The 18,584-nt window shown below is 41.3% G+C and carries 19 protein-coding genes; 2 read left to right on the top strand and 17 right to left on the bottom strand.

Annotation, left to right across the window (positions count from 1 at the left end):
* Positions 1-368 precede the first annotated feature (368 nt).
* Positions 369-926: a DUF4442 domain-containing protein gene (locus ACS8FC_RS08775; protein WP_439263093.1), complete on the top strand. Its 558-nt coding sequence runs from the start codon at positions 369-371 to the stop codon at positions 924-926.
* A gap of 192 nt (positions 927-1,118) precedes the next feature.
* Here the strand turns inward: ACS8FC_RS08775 and rplS are convergent, their stop codons facing one another.
* The 4 genes from rplS to rpsP form a co-directional block, all read right to left on the bottom strand.
* Positions 1,119-1,541 carry a 50S ribosomal protein L19 gene (gene rplS / locus ACS8FC_RS08770; protein WP_299221044.1) on the bottom strand — a complete coding sequence of 141 codons (423 nt, stop codon included), beginning with the start codon at positions 1,539-1,541 and terminating at the stop codon, positions 1,119-1,121.
* Positions 1,542-1,677: 136 nt separating this feature from the next.
* A complete protein-coding gene (gene trmD, locus ACS8FC_RS08765; RefSeq protein ID WP_439263180.1) occupies positions 1,678-2,472 on the bottom strand; it encodes a tRNA (guanosine(37)-N1)-methyltransferase TrmD in 795 nt (264 codons plus the stop codon).
* Between the two features lie 75 nt (positions 2,473-2,547).
* On the bottom strand, positions 2,548-3,081 hold the full coding sequence (gene rimM, locus ACS8FC_RS08760) for a ribosome maturation factor RimM (RefSeq protein WP_439296492.1): 534 nt from the start codon (positions 3,079-3,081) through the stop codon (positions 2,548-2,550).
* Between the two features lie 160 nt (positions 3,082-3,241).
* On the bottom strand, positions 3,242-3,514 hold the full coding sequence (gene rpsP / locus ACS8FC_RS08755; RefSeq protein WP_299221048.1) for a 30S ribosomal protein S16: 273 nt from the start codon (positions 3,512-3,514) through the stop codon (positions 3,242-3,244).
* Positions 3,515-3,764: 250 nt separating this feature from the next.
* Here rpsP and ACS8FC_RS08750 point away from each other — a divergent pair, with 250 nt between their 5' ends.
* Positions 3,765-5,225 carry an ATP-binding protein gene (locus ACS8FC_RS08750; RefSeq protein WP_439296491.1) on the top strand — a complete coding sequence of 487 codons (1,461 nt, stop codon included), beginning with the start codon at positions 3,765-3,767 and terminating at the stop codon, positions 5,223-5,225.
* Positions 5,226-5,289: 64 nt separating this feature from the next.
* Here ACS8FC_RS08750 and ACS8FC_RS08745 read toward each other — a convergent pair whose 3' ends face one another.
* The 13 genes from ACS8FC_RS08745 to ACS8FC_RS08685 all read right to left on the bottom strand — a co-directional run bounded on the left by ACS8FC_RS08745 (position 5,290) and on the right by ACS8FC_RS08685 (position 18,269).
* Positions 5,290-5,469, bottom strand: coding sequence for a hypothetical protein (locus ACS8FC_RS08745; protein ID WP_299221050.1), 180 nt, complete (start codon positions 5,467-5,469; stop codon positions 5,290-5,292).
* 196 nt (positions 5,470-5,665) lie between these two features.
* The gene (locus ACS8FC_RS08740) at positions 5,666-7,354 is read right to left on the bottom strand and encodes an ATP-binding protein (RefSeq protein ID WP_439296490.1); all 1,689 of its coding nucleotides are present in this window, start codon (positions 7,352-7,354) and stop codon (positions 5,666-5,668) included.
* Positions 7,355-7,707: 353 nt separating this feature from the next.
* Positions 7,708-8,424, bottom strand: a complete 717-nt coding sequence (locus ACS8FC_RS08735) for a response regulator (protein ID WP_075103509.1) — start codon at positions 8,422-8,424, stop codon at positions 7,708-7,710.
* A gap of 546 nt (positions 8,425-8,970) precedes the next feature.
* A complete protein-coding gene (locus tag ACS8FC_RS08730; RefSeq protein WP_021812807.1) occupies positions 8,971-9,387 on the bottom strand; it encodes a F0F1 ATP synthase subunit epsilon in 417 nt (138 codons plus the stop codon).
* A gap of 93 nt (positions 9,388-9,480) precedes the next feature.
* Positions 9,481-10,914, bottom strand: coding sequence for a F0F1 ATP synthase subunit beta (gene atpD / locus ACS8FC_RS08725; RefSeq protein WP_299221054.1), 1,434 nt, complete (start codon positions 10,912-10,914; stop codon positions 9,481-9,483).
* Positions 10,915-10,964: 50 nt separating this feature from the next.
* Positions 10,965-11,846 carry a F0F1 ATP synthase subunit gamma gene (gene atpG / locus ACS8FC_RS08720; RefSeq protein WP_439263086.1) on the bottom strand — a complete coding sequence of 294 codons (882 nt, stop codon included), beginning with the start codon at positions 11,844-11,846 and terminating at the stop codon, positions 10,965-10,967.
* 206 nt (positions 11,847-12,052) lie between these two features.
* Positions 12,053-13,597, bottom strand: a complete 1,545-nt coding sequence (gene atpA, locus ACS8FC_RS08715; RefSeq protein WP_439263084.1) for a F0F1 ATP synthase subunit alpha — start codon at positions 13,595-13,597, stop codon at positions 12,053-12,055.
* A gap of 93 nt (positions 13,598-13,690) precedes the next feature.
* A complete protein-coding gene (locus ACS8FC_RS08710) occupies positions 13,691-14,314 on the bottom strand; it encodes a F0F1 ATP synthase subunit delta (protein ID WP_299221060.1) in 624 nt (207 codons plus the stop codon).
* Positions 14,315-14,327: 13 nt separating this feature from the next.
* Positions 14,328-14,798, bottom strand: a complete 471-nt coding sequence (locus tag ACS8FC_RS08705; RefSeq protein WP_439263083.1) for a F0F1 ATP synthase subunit B — start codon at positions 14,796-14,798, stop codon at positions 14,328-14,330.
* 117 nt (positions 14,799-14,915) lie between these two features.
* Entirely contained in the window at positions 14,916-15,164 is a 249-nt protein-coding gene (gene atpE, locus ACS8FC_RS08700; protein WP_010197960.1) for a F0F1 ATP synthase subunit C, read from the bottom strand.
* A 33-nt stretch (positions 15,165-15,197) separates the two neighbouring features.
* The gene (gene atpB / locus ACS8FC_RS08695) at positions 15,198-16,067 is read right to left on the bottom strand and encodes a F0F1 ATP synthase subunit A (protein WP_058369621.1); all 870 of its coding nucleotides are present in this window, start codon (positions 16,065-16,067) and stop codon (positions 15,198-15,200) included.
* 728 nt (positions 16,068-16,795) lie between these two features.
* Entirely contained in the window at positions 16,796-17,194 is a 399-nt protein-coding gene (locus tag ACS8FC_RS08690; protein ID WP_299221064.1) for an ATP synthase subunit I, read from the bottom strand.
* A gap of 283 nt (positions 17,195-17,477) precedes the next feature.
* The gene (locus tag ACS8FC_RS08685; RefSeq protein WP_439296489.1) at positions 17,478-18,269 is read right to left on the bottom strand and encodes a metal ABC transporter solute-binding protein, Zn/Mn family; all 792 of its coding nucleotides are present in this window, start codon (positions 18,267-18,269) and stop codon (positions 17,478-17,480) included.
* Positions 18,270-18,584 lie beyond the last annotated feature (315 nt).

Genomic DNA, 18,584 nt, shown 5'->3' with positions numbered 1-18,584 from the left:
GCTCAACACAAATTGGCAGCCATTGTATGCTATCAAGACTAAGATTGCGAGTTTTGCCGTCACAACTCTTGACCTTTTCTTCGCATTTTGATGTATGACTAGCACCGCTCTTAAAGACCATTTAGTCCTAATAAACAGACATCTTCTACATTGATAACAGGATAAACGTTTATTATAGTATTGATATTGTTGAATAATTAATATTCGTTACGCTTTAAAACTGGTAGCAGTTTTTATTTTTGACTATGATAGGTGTTTTTTGTTCAGTTTATAATTAGCTCAGGCCATCATTAATAAAAATGATGGTTATCAATATACGAGCATCTTTACGTACCGTAAAAGATAGAGAAATATAAAGGAATAATAATATGAGCTTCCTACCCAAGAATCTAGAAAATTTAAAACGTAAAACTAAAAAGAACGTCATGCCTCTTTTAACGCCTCACTTACTTAAATTGCGTATTAATACCTACGCTCCTTATGTCGGCGCTGGTATCAAGGTCGAGCATGTTGATTTAGATCAAGGCTTGTGTGTGGTCAGTATGGGTCTTAATAGTCTGAATAAAAATATCGTCGGCACACAATTTGGTGGTAGCTTATACTCGATGGTTGATCCTTTTTATATGCTTATGCTCATGCATCAACTTGGCAGTACCTATGTAGTATGGGATAAAAGCTCGCATATTGAGTTCGTTGCCCCTGGTAATAGCAAAGTGACAACGCGCATGAAAATTCCTAGTACAGAAATTGCCACTATTCAGGAGCTGGCAAAAGACGGCGAACCTGTATTTCGTGAATATCAAACAGATATCGTGGATAGTCAGCAAAAAGTTATCGCTACGGTCACTAAGACCATTTATATCCGTTTGCGTAAGTACAGCAAGTCCAAGGAACAAAGCAATCGTATAGATAATGTTGACTCCTAGGTTTGAATTTAAGGCCATACATACAAAAACCCCAATCTGGCGTGTGCTCAGATTGGGGTTTTGTCTTTTTGGTATGGCCCGCTTATTTATAAATAAACCTATGAATAAGGGCTTGTATCTACTGTTGCTTTACTCCTAAGCGGCATATTAACAGCTAAGGCGCTTTGGCAAGCTTAAACGTAATGCTTAAACTTAGATACCAGGTGCAGTTTCAACTGCATCAGGTACACCAGCATCAGTCTTTTTCTGAGCAGCTGGACGACCACCAAGCTTTTCGCGAATACGAGCTGATTTACCAGAACGCTCACGTAAGTAGTACAGTTTCGCACGGCGAACAGCACCGCGGCGTTTCACTTCAATGCTATCAATGATTGGTGAATGCAATTGAAATGCACGCTCAACACCAACGCCACTTGACATTTTACGGACAGTAAACGCTGAGTTCAGACCGCGGTTACGCTTAGCGATAACCACACCTTCAAAGGCCTGTAAACGCTCACGCTCACCTTCACGTACTTTTACTTGAACCACGATAGTATCACCTGGTGCAAAATTTGGGCGTTCAAGTAGTTGTTCGTTTTCGATGACCTGAACCAATGGATGCTTGTTGCTCATGAGAGTTATCTCCTCACATTAGATAATAGAGGCTTTACGCATATCACCTGTTTGTAATAATTAATCGTATCACGCATTTACGAGATACAACATAAATGGGGTCTAACAAACGGCCATTGTCGTATGACCTGTTTCATTATTGATCAAAATCTTCGTTGTTAACTGTGTTTAAACTATTTTGTTTTGCCAATGCTTTTAGCCAAGCAACTTGCTGCGTATTTGGGGTAAATGCTTGCCACAAATCTGGACGTCGTACTTTGGTACGCTCGACCTGTTGACTAAAACGCCATTTAGCAATATTGGCGTGATGTCCAGAGAGCAATACTTTAGGCACTTCCATACCAGCAAACACATGCGGTTTAGTATAATGTGGACAATCAAGCAAACCATCGACGAACGAATCTTGCTCAGCTGACTTGTCATCACCCATTATATTGGGTAGACGACGTATCACACTATCCATGAGTACCATTGCTGGTAGCTCGCCGCCAGTCAGTACATAATCACCAAGTGACACTTCCATATCAACATACTGTGATAATAAACGCTCATCAATCCCTTCATAACGACCGCATAATAGAATCATGCCATCATAATCAGTCATGCTGACCACGTTGTTCTCACTTAGCACTTGTCCTTGCGGTGACATGTAAATCACTGGACAATGTGCTTTGTCAATACGGCAACCATACTGGCTGGCACGCAGGCGCGCATCTTCAATTGCTTTTGATAATGGCTCAGCCATCATCACCATACCAGGACCCCCACCGTAGGGACGTTCATCAATACGGCGATAATTATCCGTAGTATAATCGCGTGGATTGATGCACTCAATTGTGACTTGCTCCTGAGTCACTGCTCGTCCCGTGATACCAAACTCACGAATCGTGGCAAACATCTCAGGAAAAATACTAATCACAGCAAAATACATCAGACCTCTGTTTAAATAATGCTCGTTAAATGACACCTACATGAACATATAATTGCTTCAATCGTAAAGATCGAATCAATAATCGCTTGGCCAAGCCACATAAACTGCTTTATTGGTCATATCGACTTCAATTACAGTTTGAGCATGCCACGGTATCAAGCGCTCTTCGTTATCTAGGCTGTCTGAATGTGCTGCTACCCGCATAATGTCATGCGCGCCAGTTTCAAACATCTCAGTAATATCACCAAGATACTCATCCTGCTCATTCAAAACTCTAAGTCCAACCAGTTCAGACCAGTAAAACTCGTCCTCTTCAGGTTCAGGTAATGAGTCTTTTGCAACCCAGATAGCAACACCATTCATAGTTTCAGCAATATTACGATCAGGAACTTGCTCAAATTGAGCCACAAGCCCTGTACCCTGCTGACGCCACTTACTTACTGTCAATGGCTTAATACCAGTGGCAGTTTTTATCCACCACGGCTGCATACCAAAGATATCCGAACGATCATCTGTATCGCTAAACACCCATAACCAGCCTTTGATACCATAAGGTTTCTTAAGCTGACCAATTTTCATAAGTGTACTAGCGTCTGGTACAGATGACATAACGTCTAACCTAACAATAAATAAAACAGAGATTGCTAATAAAAAAGCAATTAAATAATAAAAACAGTTAACCGCGTATACTGATCAAATCAGCTACGCTATCTATTTTAAACATACTAAATAGTCTAAAAACTGACTATAAGTACTCAACGCTAAGCATTTAAGCAGTTGCTTCAGTGCTTGTTGTCGCTGATTTGTTGTAAGCTTTCGCTAATGAAGCAACGCGATCTGAAGGCTGTGCGCCTTTTGCGATCCACGCATTATACGCTTCCATGTTTAAGCGTACTGCTTCTTCAGACTCTTTGGCAAGTGGGTTAAAAAAGCCAATGTTTTCAATGTAGCGACCGTCACGCGCGCGGCGTTGATCAGCAACAACTACTTGATAAAATGGGCGTTTCTTGGCACCGCCCCGTGCTAAACGAATAACAACCATGTGAATTCTCTCTTTCGCAGGTATACCAAAAGGGCATAATTATATCACAGTCTTGATTTGTTGAAAACATAAACTGTGTTTATTTAATGACTATTATAACAATGGTTTAAAAGCAATCAAGGGCCACAAATATCGCAACCTATTTACTGATCAAAGTCTAATATTCAACGATAACTTTTAGCCAGCTCATAGCGCCTACTGCAGTATTGCACTATACTTTATTGCAATACTGTAAGAGCGTTAGATCCCTATGTTTATTCCAACTCCTCGTCGCACTGCTTGGCTGCCACGTTCGTACTCTAGTACTTGGCTTACAACCTTAATGGTAGCCTTTATTGTTATAATCAGCGTCGGTTTGTCTATTTGGTTTTTTTGGCGCAGTTTGTATTTGCCAGAGCTTAAAAACCATGCGCGTTATTTAACCAGCGAGCTGCGTTTGATGAATAGTGCGAGAATAGACTGGCAGGACAATCCAAAGATACAACAATGGCTGTATCGCAACTCACACGTGGTAGTCGTTGATAATCCTAGTGACTTTCCACAAGTTGAAAACAAAGTTTTTGTGGGGGTATTTACTGACGTTTTACAACGTGAAATTGGAGCACAATTAGGACGACCAGTTGAAGTATATTTTAAATTTAAGCCCACACCTCAGCTATGGGTACAAGACAGCCGCGACCAAAGCTTTTGGATTCGTGAGCCCGTTGTCTATTATTCACAATATAGCCCAACATTATTGGCGTTATTCTTGTTAGGTTTGCCAATTTTGACTTTGTTAACGATCATCTTACTAGCACGTCAGCTAAACCGCCCGCTTCGTTACTTACAACGTGCTGCAACCAATTACATTCGTCTCGGTCATGCGACTACTTTGCCAACGCGTACAGGACCTACCGAGATACGCCAGGTCAATACGGCGTTCAATCGTCTATTTACAACGCTTAGTCAAGCGCAAAAAGAACGCACGATCATGCTGGCTGGTATCTCACATGATCTACGCACACCGCTAACACGCATGCGTTTAACCGCTGAGATGTTGCCTGATGACTTTTTCCGTGAGGGATTGATTTATGATATTGAAGACATGGATGCAATTTTAGAGCAGTTTATCTCTTTTATGAAAGATGGATCTGATGAGCCTGTACGCCTTACCAATTTAGACACGATATTTAATGAGATTATTGTACAGTTTGCGCCTATGCCGTTTATTTACCAATCAGAGCTTCAAAAAGCTGTACCAATACGTCCCTTGTCCATAAAGCGCTTAGTTATAAACCTTGTGAACAATGCAAATCGTTACGGTAAGCCGCCGATTTATTTGTCTGCCAGTATCGTACCGACCTTTATTGAAACGGTTGTTACAGAAGATACTGATATTGTGACCGAAAGCGAGGTAAATCAAGAAGCTCAAGAGCAATTGATGATATGTGTACGTGACTGCGGTGAAGGAGTCGCGGAGGATCAGTTAGAGCGAATCATGCAACCATTTGAGCGTGGCGAGACAGCACGTACCACGCAAGGAAGTGGACTTGGCTTGGCTATCGTCAATCGTATCGCAGGTCTGCATCATGGTACTGTAGAAGCTATCAATCATCCTGAGGGCGGACTACAGGTTTGTGTACGCCTACCTCTGATATCTAAGGTTACCGATGAAACGGTCATTGAGGACAACTTGACTACACCAGATAATGCAATCGATGGCGGGGGCTAAAAAAAGAACAAATATGAGACAATTCATCGAAAAACCATCATAAAGAGATGGTTTGAAAGGCGGGCTATTCTTTAGTCCCAATCAACGGTGGTACATGTTTGGCACTATTCGTAAACGTTATTGGCTGCGTAAGCTCCGCTTGTGCAACCTGTAAACTTGCAGTCGGAGTAGGTTGCTGTATAAACAAGTAGTAGCCAAGCATTAAAGCATTTAGTAATACTAAACCGCCAAATAAATAAGGCATCTTATCTCTCCTATACAGCCTCAAACTCAAAAGAACGGTAAACCTAATATTACCGTGGATAAAACTATAATTCATCAAAATGTGACCTACTACTCTTATAGTAGGTCACATAGTCGATTCTATCAACAATTCTAAATAATTCTAGTTGATAAAGTCTTATCATACGAATCAATTAGTGGTTAATTATATCTTTGGTTTACTCCCCACTAATGTCACGATCACTTTTTTCTTGGGTCAACTCGTCAGCAGCAAGCACTTGTGTTAACGGTTTAATGGGCCAAGTCATGACAAATCTGGCCCCGCCAAGACTGTTACTTTCATCTACCTTCATACTGCCATTAAACCAAAACGCGATACGCGAGACAATAGATAGCCCAAGCCCATACCCTCCTGAAGCTCTGGTACGACTATCATCTAAACGAGAAAATGGAATAAACACCTTTTCACGATCTTCCTCCGGTATACCGTGTCCATCATCTTCAACACTCACAAAAGCATTACCTTTTTTGACACCAGCACTGATAACTATGGTTGTTTCTGCATAGCGCAGTGCATTACCAGCAAGGTTTTGAATAACGCGGTGAAGATAGCGACGATCTGCTATTGCAGTGACTTTTGCATTTGGAAGTTGTCCAACGACCTTGATAGATTTTCCTAATGCATTGGTCTCGCGTACCACCTGCTCAACCAGCTCTCGAAGGTTTACTGGCTCTAAGTCTAGCTTAGGAGAGCCTTCCTCAAGCTTTGCATAGGTCAAAATCTCATCAATTAATCCATTTAGTGCTTCGATATCTTCGTCGATATAATCACGCTGCATAAAGCGCGAGTCCTCGTCATCGGTATCGGCCAGCATATCGACCGCAAAGCGAATACGCGCAACAGGCGTACGCAGCTCATGCGAGACCGCGCGCGTCAGCTCGCGCTGTGATTCAATCAGACGTTTAATATGCTCTGTCATTGCATTAAATGTGGCAGATAAACGCGCGATCTCATCTTGTCCAATGACTTGTACTTGAATATCCAAATTGCCTTGACTAACTTCGTTAACCCCTACTTGAATCAGCTGTAATTTACGCTCAAGTGGAAAAATTAGCGCGTAAACACCTAAGCTAATTAAGAACATACTTATCAGTACCATACTGATAATTAAATTTAATGGAAACCAGTTAAATAAGGAAACAGGACCCATTACAACAGCCATATCATTGATTTCAGAAGGCACAATTATTCTGATGGCAGAGTTGCCGCGGCTGGTGCTACTATCTTGAAACAATATAACGACTTCATCGCGACGTAGGCGCGCCATCTGATCAGTGTCTAAGCCTAAAGCATTTACGCCCTTAAGCTCTAGCGGAAAAAAGAATTTCTCTTCTAACTCCTTTAGACGCGTACGCTTAGCAGACAACGTCGTATAGTAAGACAAATCATCTAACAAAAATACGGCCATTGCTCGTACTTGTTGCTCTGTGACTTGTGATATTCTAACAGTTAATACGCTTTTGGCATCTGACAGACGATGATACACATCAGCATAAGTAGGCTGACTGTTATAGCGCACGACAGTATTCCCATTATCAAAACGACGCAGCTCACTTGAGCTAAAGTCGATGTCGGTAACAGGTACAATACGAAAGGTTGAACCAAACAAACTACTGGCATCTGATAACCAATAGTCGCGCTGGGTGTCACTTATCTGCCGGCCCACACCTTCACTAACTAAATAAAAGGCTCCTGTAGCCATATCTTCACGATAGGTTTGTACACGTTCCTTATTAATAGTATCCATTAATAATTGGGCAAATAAGGCCACGCATAGACAGACTATTAATAGACCGGCATAAATTCGAACAAAAATACTGTGTTTTAAAGAAGAAACTAATGACATACGTGCCGTGACCAAACTGTTGAGTAATAATCGCTAGTATCGCTTTGACCAAAACCTCTCCATCGCAAACGATATCAAGCACTGTTAGATAAAGATGAAAGATTGAAGACCGTATTTTATCATTATATATAAACAACCTAACCATAATACAATGACCGACTTAAAACCATATCTATATAATGTGTATTGAGCTGGCGTCCATAATTACTGCTCAATAATTACCGCTCAATTAAACCACATAACACCTGTCTTAAGTTCAAAAACTTAAACTTTAGCCACAAAAAAACCAGCAAGGAGCTGGTTTCTTGTGAAGAAAATGATAATTACTGACTATGACTGTCATTAAGACAAGATCAATTGCCCTCTTTAACGAATAAATAACCTTTACTACGTACTGTTTTAATACGTTTAGGGTTTTCTGGATCATCACCAATCTTAGGACGAATACGTGAGATACGCACATCAATAGAACGATCTTGACCATCATATTCAATGCCGCGTAGGCGCTCAAAAATGTCTTCGCGCGATAAGATACGACCAGCATTAGAAGCAAGTAGCCATAGTAGGTCATATTCAGCGCTGGTAAAGTCGACTAACTCGTCGCTCAATGTCACAGATCGACCGCCATTGTCGATGACCAGCTCACCAAATTCTAGGCGTTGTGGCACATCTTCTGATGGCGCATTTTCAGAACGACGTAGTAACGCACGAATACGTGCCAACAATACACGTGGTTGAGCAGGCTTGGCGACATAATCGTCAGCGCCCATCTCAAGACCCAATACTTGATCCATATCTTCTGTACGCGCCGTCAGCATCAAAATTGGATTTTGATAATGGGGACGCACTTCACGACAAACAGTCAAACCATCACTACCAGGAAGCATAACATCAAGTACTACTAAATCTGGTTGTTCATTAACGATGCGGCGAATGGCGCGATTGCCATCAGTCTCGATCGCTACTTCTAAGCCATTCTTAACCAGATAATCTTGAGTTAACATAGCTAAACGTTCATCATCTTCAACAATCAAAATTCGGAGTGTGTTGTCTTCTTCAGTCGTTGTCATTGGTGTGTCCTATAATGTATAAAAATTAATAGCAGGTAATTAGTAGCACAATAAAATGGAACAATTGATGTTCTTATGAATGATGCAATTGTGGTAACACAGTATACTATCAAATAGTCAGCTTCCTATACTATAGCTTATTGTCGTTAACAAAACCTATAAAGAACATATCCTATAAGTTTAGTTAACGTCCAGTACTTTTAACTATTTAGTTATTTGCTCAATGAAGAGTAGCATTAATCGACTAGCAGTGAAACATGATAAAAAAAGCGTTTTCATTGTAGGCTAACACCATTCTTTACAATATCACCAAAAGAGCTTATTTTTATCGTCGATACCGCTATTATTAACCTAACAGAGAATATGAAATACCTACTTATGCCAACCAAATATACTGATTGGGTAGAAGTATTTTATTAAATCCTTAATTATATTTACCAACACTCTGCACACCATAAAAAAAAACAGCCCATTATGGACTGTTTTTTTACTATTTTATTGTCAAATACTGAATAAAAACTACCATTCAATACTGTAGACAACAAATTAAGCGCGGTTTTTGTATTTACGAATCGTTTGCAGCTGGGCTACTGATTCTGCTAATGAAGCCAAGGCCGCATTAGTTTGTACGGTATCAGATTGGTTGACCAGCATTTGTTCCGCTTTTTTACGTGCTTCAACGATTTTACTTTCGTCAAGGTTATGTGCACGCATAGCAGTATCTGCTAATACAGTGACCATCTTTGGCTGTACTTCTAACACGCCGCCTGATACGTAAATCACTTCTTCTTCACCATTTGGTGTTTGCACTCGCATCGCACCTGGTTTTAGCAAAGTAATAAGCGGTGTGTGACCTGGCAATACACCAATCTCGCCTTCGGTACCCGTAGCTATTAACATGCTGATTTCGCCCGAATACAACTCTTCACGAGCACTTACGACGCGACATTGTAACGTTGCCATATTTAACTCCTTACGATCAAAACTGCGATGCGTTATCTACTTGCGAGTAGACTGGCGTCAGCCTACTCGCAGTTTAGCAAATGCTAATACAACTTACGCTGCAGTAGATTTCATTTTTTCCGCTTTGGCGACTACTTCATCAATACCGCCAGCCATATAAAACGCTTGCTCTGGTAAATCATCGTATTCGCCAGCAATAATTGCTTTAAAGCTAGCAATAGTATCGCGCAGTGGTACATATTTACCAGGTGCACCAGTGAATACTTCTGCTACGTGGAATGGCTGTGATAAGAAACGCTGGATCTTACGAGCGCGATAAACAACCAATTTATCTTCTTCTGACAGCTCATCCATACCTAGAATAGCGATGATGTCTTTTAGCTCTTTATAGCGCTGTAGAACTTCCTGAACACCGCGAGCAACATTGTAGTGCTCCTCGCCGATTACTTGTGGATCTAGCTGACGTGACGTTGAATCTAGTGGATCAACCGCAGGATAGATACCTTGTGACGCGATATCACGGCTTAGTACAACAGTCGCATCCAAGTGAGCAAACGTTGTTGCTGGTGATGGATCCGTCAAGTCATCCGCAGGTACATAGACGGCTTGAACTGAAGTAATAGATCCTGACTGAGTTGAGGTAATACGCTCTTGCAGCATACCCATCTCTTCAGCAAGTGTTGGTTGATAACCAACCGCTGATGGCATACGACCTAGTAGTGCTGATACTTCAGTACCGGCTAGTGTATAGCGGTAGATGTTATCAACAAATAGCAATACGTCACGACCTTTACCAGTGGCAGGATCTTTGGTATCACGGAAGTACTCAGCCATAGTCAAACCAGACAATGCAACACGTAGACGGTTACCTGGTGGCTCATTCATCTGACCATATACCATCGCAACTTTAGATTTACTAAAGTCTTCAGTATTTACAACGCCCGCTTCTTGCATTTCGTGATAGAAATCATTACCTTCACGCGTACGCTCACCAACACCAGCAAATACTGATAGGCCTTCATGCTTAAGGGCGATGTTATTGATCAGCTCCATCATGTTGACGGTTTTACCAACCCCAGCACCACCAAATAGACCAACTTTACCACCTTTAGCAAACGGGCAAAGCAAATCGATGACCTTGATACCAGTCTCTAGCAGCTCAGTGCTGTTTGACTGATCCGCATAGCTTGGTGCATCACGGTGGATCGACCATTTTTCGTCAGCGACAACTGGACCTTCTTCATCAATAGGACGACCAAGGACATCCATAATACGACCGAGCGTACCTGTACCAACTGGCACAGAAATAGCCGCGCCAGTATTGGTCACTGGTAGGTTACGCTTTAGGCCTTCAGTTGAACCCATTGCAATAGTACGTACGATACCATCACCTAGCTGTTGCTGTACTTCTAGGGTGGTTTCGGTACCGTCTACTTGCAAGGCATCAAAAATTTGAGGAACTTCGTTACGGTCAAACTCAACGTCAAGAACCGCGCCAATAATCTGTACAATACGACCGCTACTCATTGCGTTCTCCTTGAACTTCTGTATATAGTAGGTTTTATAAAGGGTTTCAATTATGAAACAGCAGCAGCACCGCCGACGATCTCCGAGATTTCTCGGGTAATCGCCGCTTGACGCAGCTTGTTATAAACCAACTGTAAATCATTAATAAGGTCACCAGCATTATCTGTTGCCGCTTTCATCGCAACCATACGTGAAGACTGCTCAGAAGCAATATTTTCCATTACCGCTTGATAAACAATCGACTCAATATAGCGACCAAGCAATTCATCAATCAATGTCTTGATATCAGGCTCATAGATATAGTCCCAGCTAAGCTCTGTCTGTATGCCACTTTCTTCATCATCAAACGAGTGCTCTGGCAGAGGAACCAATTGATTAACGGTTGGCTTTTGAGTCATGGCATTAACGAACTGGTTATATACCACGTAAATACGGTCAATATTGCCGTTACTATAATCTTCAAGCATGGCTTGAACGGGTGCGTTTATTTGCTCAAACGTTGGTTTATCGCCATAGTCAGTCACCGCTGACGTCACTTTACCACCAAAGTTTTTGAAAAAACTCACACCCTTAGCGCCAATAACTGCAAACTCAGTTTGCACAGACTGGTCTTGATAATCTTGGATACTTTTGGATAAAGCTTTGAATAGGTTAATATTCAAACCTCCCGCCAAACCACGATCAGAGGTAATGACGATATAGCCAACCTTGTTGACCGGACGCGTTACCATATATGGATGTTTGTAGTCTGATGAAGCATGCACCAAATGTGAAATAACCCGGCGCATACTATCAGCATACGGGCGACCCACTTCCATGCGCTCTTGAGCACGGCGCATCTTACTTGCCGCTACCATTTGCATAGCGCGAGTAATTTTTTGGGTGCTTTTAATACTGGTGACTTTGGCACGTATCTCTTTTAAGCTTGCCATAATGATTCCAATATAAGAGGGTTAAAAAGCATTTGCGCATGCAACATATAATCAAGATATAGTATCACTTTATCAGAATAATCATTATCTGTTTTGCATAACGCGACTAATACCGTTAATGGTTAGAATAGTGGCGCAAGTATCTGTTTAAACAACGCGCCACTTTTAACGACTAAATTATAACCAATCCGGCCTAACCCATTAAATTAATAACTGTGATTTTGTTTGAAAGTCTGTACTGCTGACTTCAAACGACCTGCGATATCATCGTTGTAATTCGCAGTATCATCAATCTCGCGCATCAATTCACTTTGCTCATCATGCATGTAGCGTAAGTAAGCTTCTTCGAAAGCACCGATCTTTTCTACTGGCACATCAGCTAAGAACCCTTCGTTTGAAGCATAGATAACCGCTGCTTGCTCAGAAACAGACATTGGCTGATACTGTTTTTGCTTCATAAGTTCAGTGACACGCTCACCATGATCAAGCTGTTCACGAGTGGCATCATCAAGGTCAGAGGCGAACTGAGCAAACGCAGCCAATTCACGATACTGTGCTAGCGCGGTACGAATACCACCAGAGAGCTTTTTGATAATCTTTGTCTGAGCAGCACCACCAACACGAGAAACTGAGATACCAGCGTTAACAGCAGGACGAATACCTGAGTTAAATAGGCTTGACTCTAAGAATATCTGACCGTCAGTGATCGAGATCACGTTAGTCGGTACAAATGCTGATACGTCACCTGCTTGGGTTTCGATAATAGGTAGTGCAGTTAAAGAACCCGTTTTACCTTTTACTTCACCATTGGTAAAGTTTTCTACATAGTCCGCGTTTACGCGTGAGGCACGCTCAAGTAAACGTGAATGTAAATAGAATACGTCACCAGGATACGCTTCACGACCTGGCGGACGACGTAACAATAGTGAAATCTGACGATAAGCGACTGCTTGCTTTGATAAATCGTCAAATACAATCAATGCATCTTCACCGCGGTCACGGAAATATTCGCCCATCGTACAACCTGAGTACGGTGCGATATACTGAAGTGCTGCTGGCTCTGACGCTGAAGCGACGACAACTGTCGTGTATTCTAAGGCACCAGTCTGCTCAAGCTTACGTACAACGTTAGCAATCGTAGAACGTTTTTGGCCGATAGCCACGTATACACACTTAATACCAGATGATTTCTGTGCAATGATCGCATCGATAGCCATCGCGGTTTTACCCGTCTGACGGTCACCAATGATAAGCTCACGCTGACCACGACCAATTGGAATCATGGTATCAACAGCTTTATAGCCGGTCATTACTGGCTGGTCGACTGATTGACGATCAATAACGCCTGGGGCGATTTTCTCGACTTTATCAGTCATTTTAGCATTGATAGGACCTTTGCCATCAATAGGATTACCCAAGGCGTCAACAACACGGCCTAGCAGCTCAGGACCTACTGGTACTTCAAGAATACGACCAGTACAATAGGCTTTTTGACCTTCTTGCAGCTGTAGGTAATCACCAAGTACTACCGCGCCGACAGAATCACGCTCTAAGTTAAGCGCCATTCCATAGATTTCGCCTTCAAACTCAATCATTTCGCCGTACATGGCATCTTCAAGACCATGAATCTGCACGATACCGTCAGATACTTTGACAATCGTGCCTTCATTCTTTGCAGTCGCACCCGCATCAAGGTCTTGAATACGCTGCTTAATCAGGTTACTGATTTCCGCTGGATTCAATTGTTGCATTGCCTTGTTTCCTTTAATTTATGATAACCCGCCCACTGACTTAAATGCTCTTATGTTCACGCAGATCTTATAAGATCGCGCCACTGAATGGCATTAGGCAGTTAGCTGTGTTTTTAACTGTTGTAACTTGCCGCGCATTGAATCATCGATAATTTTGTCACCGACTTTGATCGTAGCACCTGCCAATAAACTTGGATCAACTGACTCGTGGATTACTACGCTAGCATTTAGCGATGCAGCAAGACGCGTCTGAATCATGTCACGCTGAGCATCAGTCAATGGATAGGCAGAAGTCACATATGCGTCCAGCTGTTTTAAGCTTATGGCCTTATGACGGCGATAATGCTCATAAACTTCAGGAAGCAGTGCCAGACGTTCTTGTTGTGCCAACTGCTTAATAAAATTATCAAGGGCTGGTGACACTTTAGAATAGCTAATACTATTACCAGAGTGAGAGCCTTTACTCTCGCCTAGTAGCTGTTTAAAAGCAGAGTCGCTATCACCAGCTACTTGTGAGTCATAAAGATCAGTCAGCGCAGCTGACTTATGCTCAGCAGAAACAGCTGGATTTTCCAGCCAAGTACTGAACGACTTGTCATTGACAACGTGACTGGCAATAAACAAGAAGTTTTCCCACTCATTTACTACCCCATTTTCGTTGGCATAGTCAAACGCGGCTTTAGCGTACGGTCGTGCTAAGGTTGATAAGTCAGCCATGATATCCTCACAATTACAGCTTCGCCGCCAGTTGATCTAACATACTGGCATGTTTTTGCTCATCGACTTTGTCTTGCAAAATCTTTTCTGCACCAAGTACAGCCAGTTCAGCTACTTGAGCACGTAATGATTCACGCGCTTGGTTAATTTCTTGCTCGATAGACGCTTGCGCTTGTTGACGAATACGCTCGCCTTCTGCTTGCGCTTGCGTTTTTGCATCTTCGACAAGCTGGTTGGCACTTTTATTAGCTTGCTCGATTAAAGCAGCAGCTTTATTCTTTGCAAGATCAAGTTCCTGCTGGACATCTTGCTCCGCGGTTGCCAAATCTGCTTTTGCTTTTTCTGCGGCGTTTAGGCCTTCAGAGATTTTACGCTGACGCTCGTTAATGGCCCCAATAAGTGGTGGCCACACGAATTTCATGCAAAAAATCACAAATATTGCAAAAGCAATGGCTTGACCGACGAGGGTAAAATTGATATTCACGTGATCACCTCTTTGTTAATGAAAAATCAGTTTCATTGATCATGTTTGGCAGTCAGATCTTGACTATATTTGATAGAAAATATCTAAGTACCAAACATTTACAACTGAGCTTTCGGATTAACCTGCTAGAGGGTTAGCGAACAACAATAGCATAGCAATACCAACACCGATCATCGGAATAGCATCCAAAAGACCTGCTACGATGAACATACGAGTTTGCAATTGTGAGCCAAGCTCTGGTTGACGTGCAACCCCTTCTAAGAACTTACCACCTAGAATAGCAAAACCAATACCTGTGCCAAGTGCACCAAGACCGATAAGTAACGCTACTGCGATAACTGTGTAACCACCTAATACTGGATCCATTGATGTATCCTCATTTACCTATTGAATGTCTAATTAATGTTCAGTTGATGATGCAAGCGATAAGTAAACTATCGTCAACATCATAAATACGAACGCTTGAAGTGTAATAATCAAAATGTGGAAGATAGCCCACGGTACCGATAACGCCCATTGAATCCAAAACGGCATTAGAGCAATCAGTATGAAAATCAATTCCCCAGCATACATGTTACCGAATAAACGCAAACCTAATGAGACAGGCTTTGCAATTAAGGTAACTGCTTCTAAGATGAAGTTGATGGGGATTAAAATAATTTGTAAGATAGGATTCTTGGCACTAAACGGATGTAGTGTTAACTCACCAACGAAACCGCCCACGCCTTTTTCTTTGATGCTATAAAAAAGAATTAACAAAAAGACAGAGAATGACATGCCAAGCGTGATGTTGGGATCAGTTGTTGGCACAATCTTAAAGAACACATGGTGTGGATCATGGCCCATCGCGGCACCAATTTGGCCTGCTAGACTTGGGATAAAGTCGATAGGCAATAAATCCATTAGGTTCATCAAGAAGATCCATACAAAAATGGTCAATGCCAAAGGTGCAATCAACTTTGAGGTACCACTATAAGAATCGCGAACGTTATTATCAACAAACTCAACGATTAGTTCAACTGCCGCTTGAGTTTTGCTTGGCACGCCTGAAGTTACTTTTTTGGCAACCATCCAAAAGATGGCACAAAATAAAATACCCAGACCAATTGACCATAGCATAGAATCAAGGTGGATAGCATTAAAGCCCATTTGTCCCGCTTCTTCAGCAGTATAGGCAACTTTCCAACCTTCGCCTGGCAAATAGCCATACGTCCAGTTCGTTAAGTGGTGAGAGATATATTCTGATGATGTTTGTTGCTCGGCTGCCATAATATAAGCTTCTTATTAATCAACGATTGAATCAACTACCAAAGAATACGGTTGTCATCTGATAAGCATACTAACAACAATGTTTGCATAAACCTAACTGAACTTTTAAGAAGATTAATAACATCTTATCCGTTCATATTATTTACAAATTAATCGTGTTCGCACTCTCATGTAATCAACAACATCCAACCCATACTTCTGGTGCAGTTACTGGTTTTTTGACAGACTTCAATAAAATTTAGTTATCAAAAAAGGGCTTATGAGTATTCATTACTAGCCCTTAGCATCTGCACATAAACGTACTTAAAGTTATCATATTAGTGTTTGCCGATACCTTGATTTGCAAGATATGTGCTTAATACAGCACGTTTAAGCAAAATAATTAGCTGCCTATCTTAATGCAGCGTAGTATTCGTGTAAAGGAAATTATGTGTTTTTTATCTGCTATGTAATCATTATACCAGCTTGTAACGTTTAACAATATGGTCTTGCGCCCTTAATTAAATTGTAAAACATTATTATTAAGCAATCATATTTATAGTAGTTAGTATTTTTTGCAAAATTCCAAAACACATCATTTATCAATTTTCGACTTAGTCGTAGAGAAGTTGGACGGCAGGATGACATTTTTATGCTATGAACAGCATTATATTTATAGAATAAATATGACGTTATATTGGATAAATACAAAAGCTTAGAAAATTATCATAAGCGACTGTCATTTATTATTAACGTATATGCCACAACATCCAACTGTGACTAATCTGCATTACCATAAAACCGATGAAGAGCGCAGGCGCTGACAGGGGTCGTATGGTAATAAAAATTAGTGCGAAACCAAACACAGTCAATAACCATTTGGCCATTTGACCTCGATATAGCTGGCTGACAATGTGCCCGCGCGCGCGATATCCTGTGTACCAAAAGATAAATCCAGCAAATACAGCTTGAGTAACAAAACTTAATAGCGCACCAATGGCAGCGCTTTTTGCTACGACAAGATCACTGCTCAGCCAACTGGCATCTACAATCCAAGCGATGATAATAAGGATAAATAGTATCCACGCTTGGCGTTTAATATAGACGCCGATTTGATCTCTTTGCGTACGTTTGGCAGGTTTGGTCATTAGCTTACCTATAGTATTAGAATAATAACCGTAGCATTTAGATGATAGTAGCGTGTAAATGGCATACTTCTCTATGAACGGTTCACTATATAGATATAACCTTTTAACCAAAATAAAACGCCACTTATTATAAGGAGCAACCAGATAATTAGCAAGTAATATATGGCAAATATCAAACCTTTAATTTGTTATTGTTAATTAACACGTTATAGACATATTAAACAATCCTTAAATACCAAATTGGCCCACTTATCACTTTAGATATTGTAACGTTTTTTAAATATTAAGACATACAGTTACGTATTTCTTGCGCCATATCACTCCAGCCACTCACAAAGTCTTTACTACTACTCATATCCTCGGGCTGCACAGTCGTATCTACTGGCTGAAGCTTAGCAAGCAAGCCTTTAGCCGGAACGCTAGGACTCACCAAACACATTTGCTTGACTGGACGCTGCTCGTTAAGCCAACGTATCTGACTGGCTTTAGGTGCCAAATGATGATCCATGCTTAAACTACCAGCAAGCTGTAATTGCAACGCTTTTTCGATATATTGGTAAGCATCATGATAAGCCCAATAAGGAGAGGCTTTTTGGTCATTCAACTGTGCTGATGCTACAGCTCTATCCAGTCGCTGGGCAAACTTCTTTGCATTGGCTTGATACAAATTCTTGTGCTGAGGGTTTGCATGACTGTGAATCACTGCCAGTGCTCGAGTAATGGCTTTGGCGTTTTCAGGGTCGAGCCAAATGTGCGGGTCTAAAGTGTTTGCGATAAGTTGGCCTTTAACATCACGTAATGGATGACGGTTAAAGGCATCAAAACTAAATAAGGAAATGGCATTCGGTGCGGTGTTTAAGCTTGATGCAAGGTTGTTCTCCAACGGCTCACCAAACCATACAACAAACTTACTCTCTTGAATTGCTTTGATATCACTAGGGCTAATACTGCCATGGTGGCCGACCTCCCCTGCTTGCAATAATCGATTGGCTGACGGTGCTCCCTCAGTGACCGCTTCACTTAATAAAAATAAAGGGTAGTTACTGACGCTGACGGTCGCTGCTTGCACAGTCATTATGAACGAGCTTAAAAGCATCAATACGACTGTCAATATGTATTTGGGTTGACACAAAAACTGTCCTAACCTATAAAAAAAGAAAGGACGCACTCTACCTTGAAAGTACTGACTTTCATTATCTGGTTCTCTAAGGTTTTGGGGATTAGCATTCATCGGATAACTGCCCTATAAGTATGGTCTAAAAAAGTTTGGGTCTGAAAAAACAATTCAATCATCAGCAATACTGATTTTTTAATTTTTATTATGTTATACTATAACAATAAAAATGGCTAACATAATTCATTGTTATTAGTTTTGATCTTTTTAGCTGTA

The organism is Psychrobacter sp. 1Y4 (genome assembly GCF_051847555.1).
The sequence above is the reverse complement of the archived record's forward strand: the minus strand, read 5'-3'. Positions and strand labels throughout refer to the sequence as shown.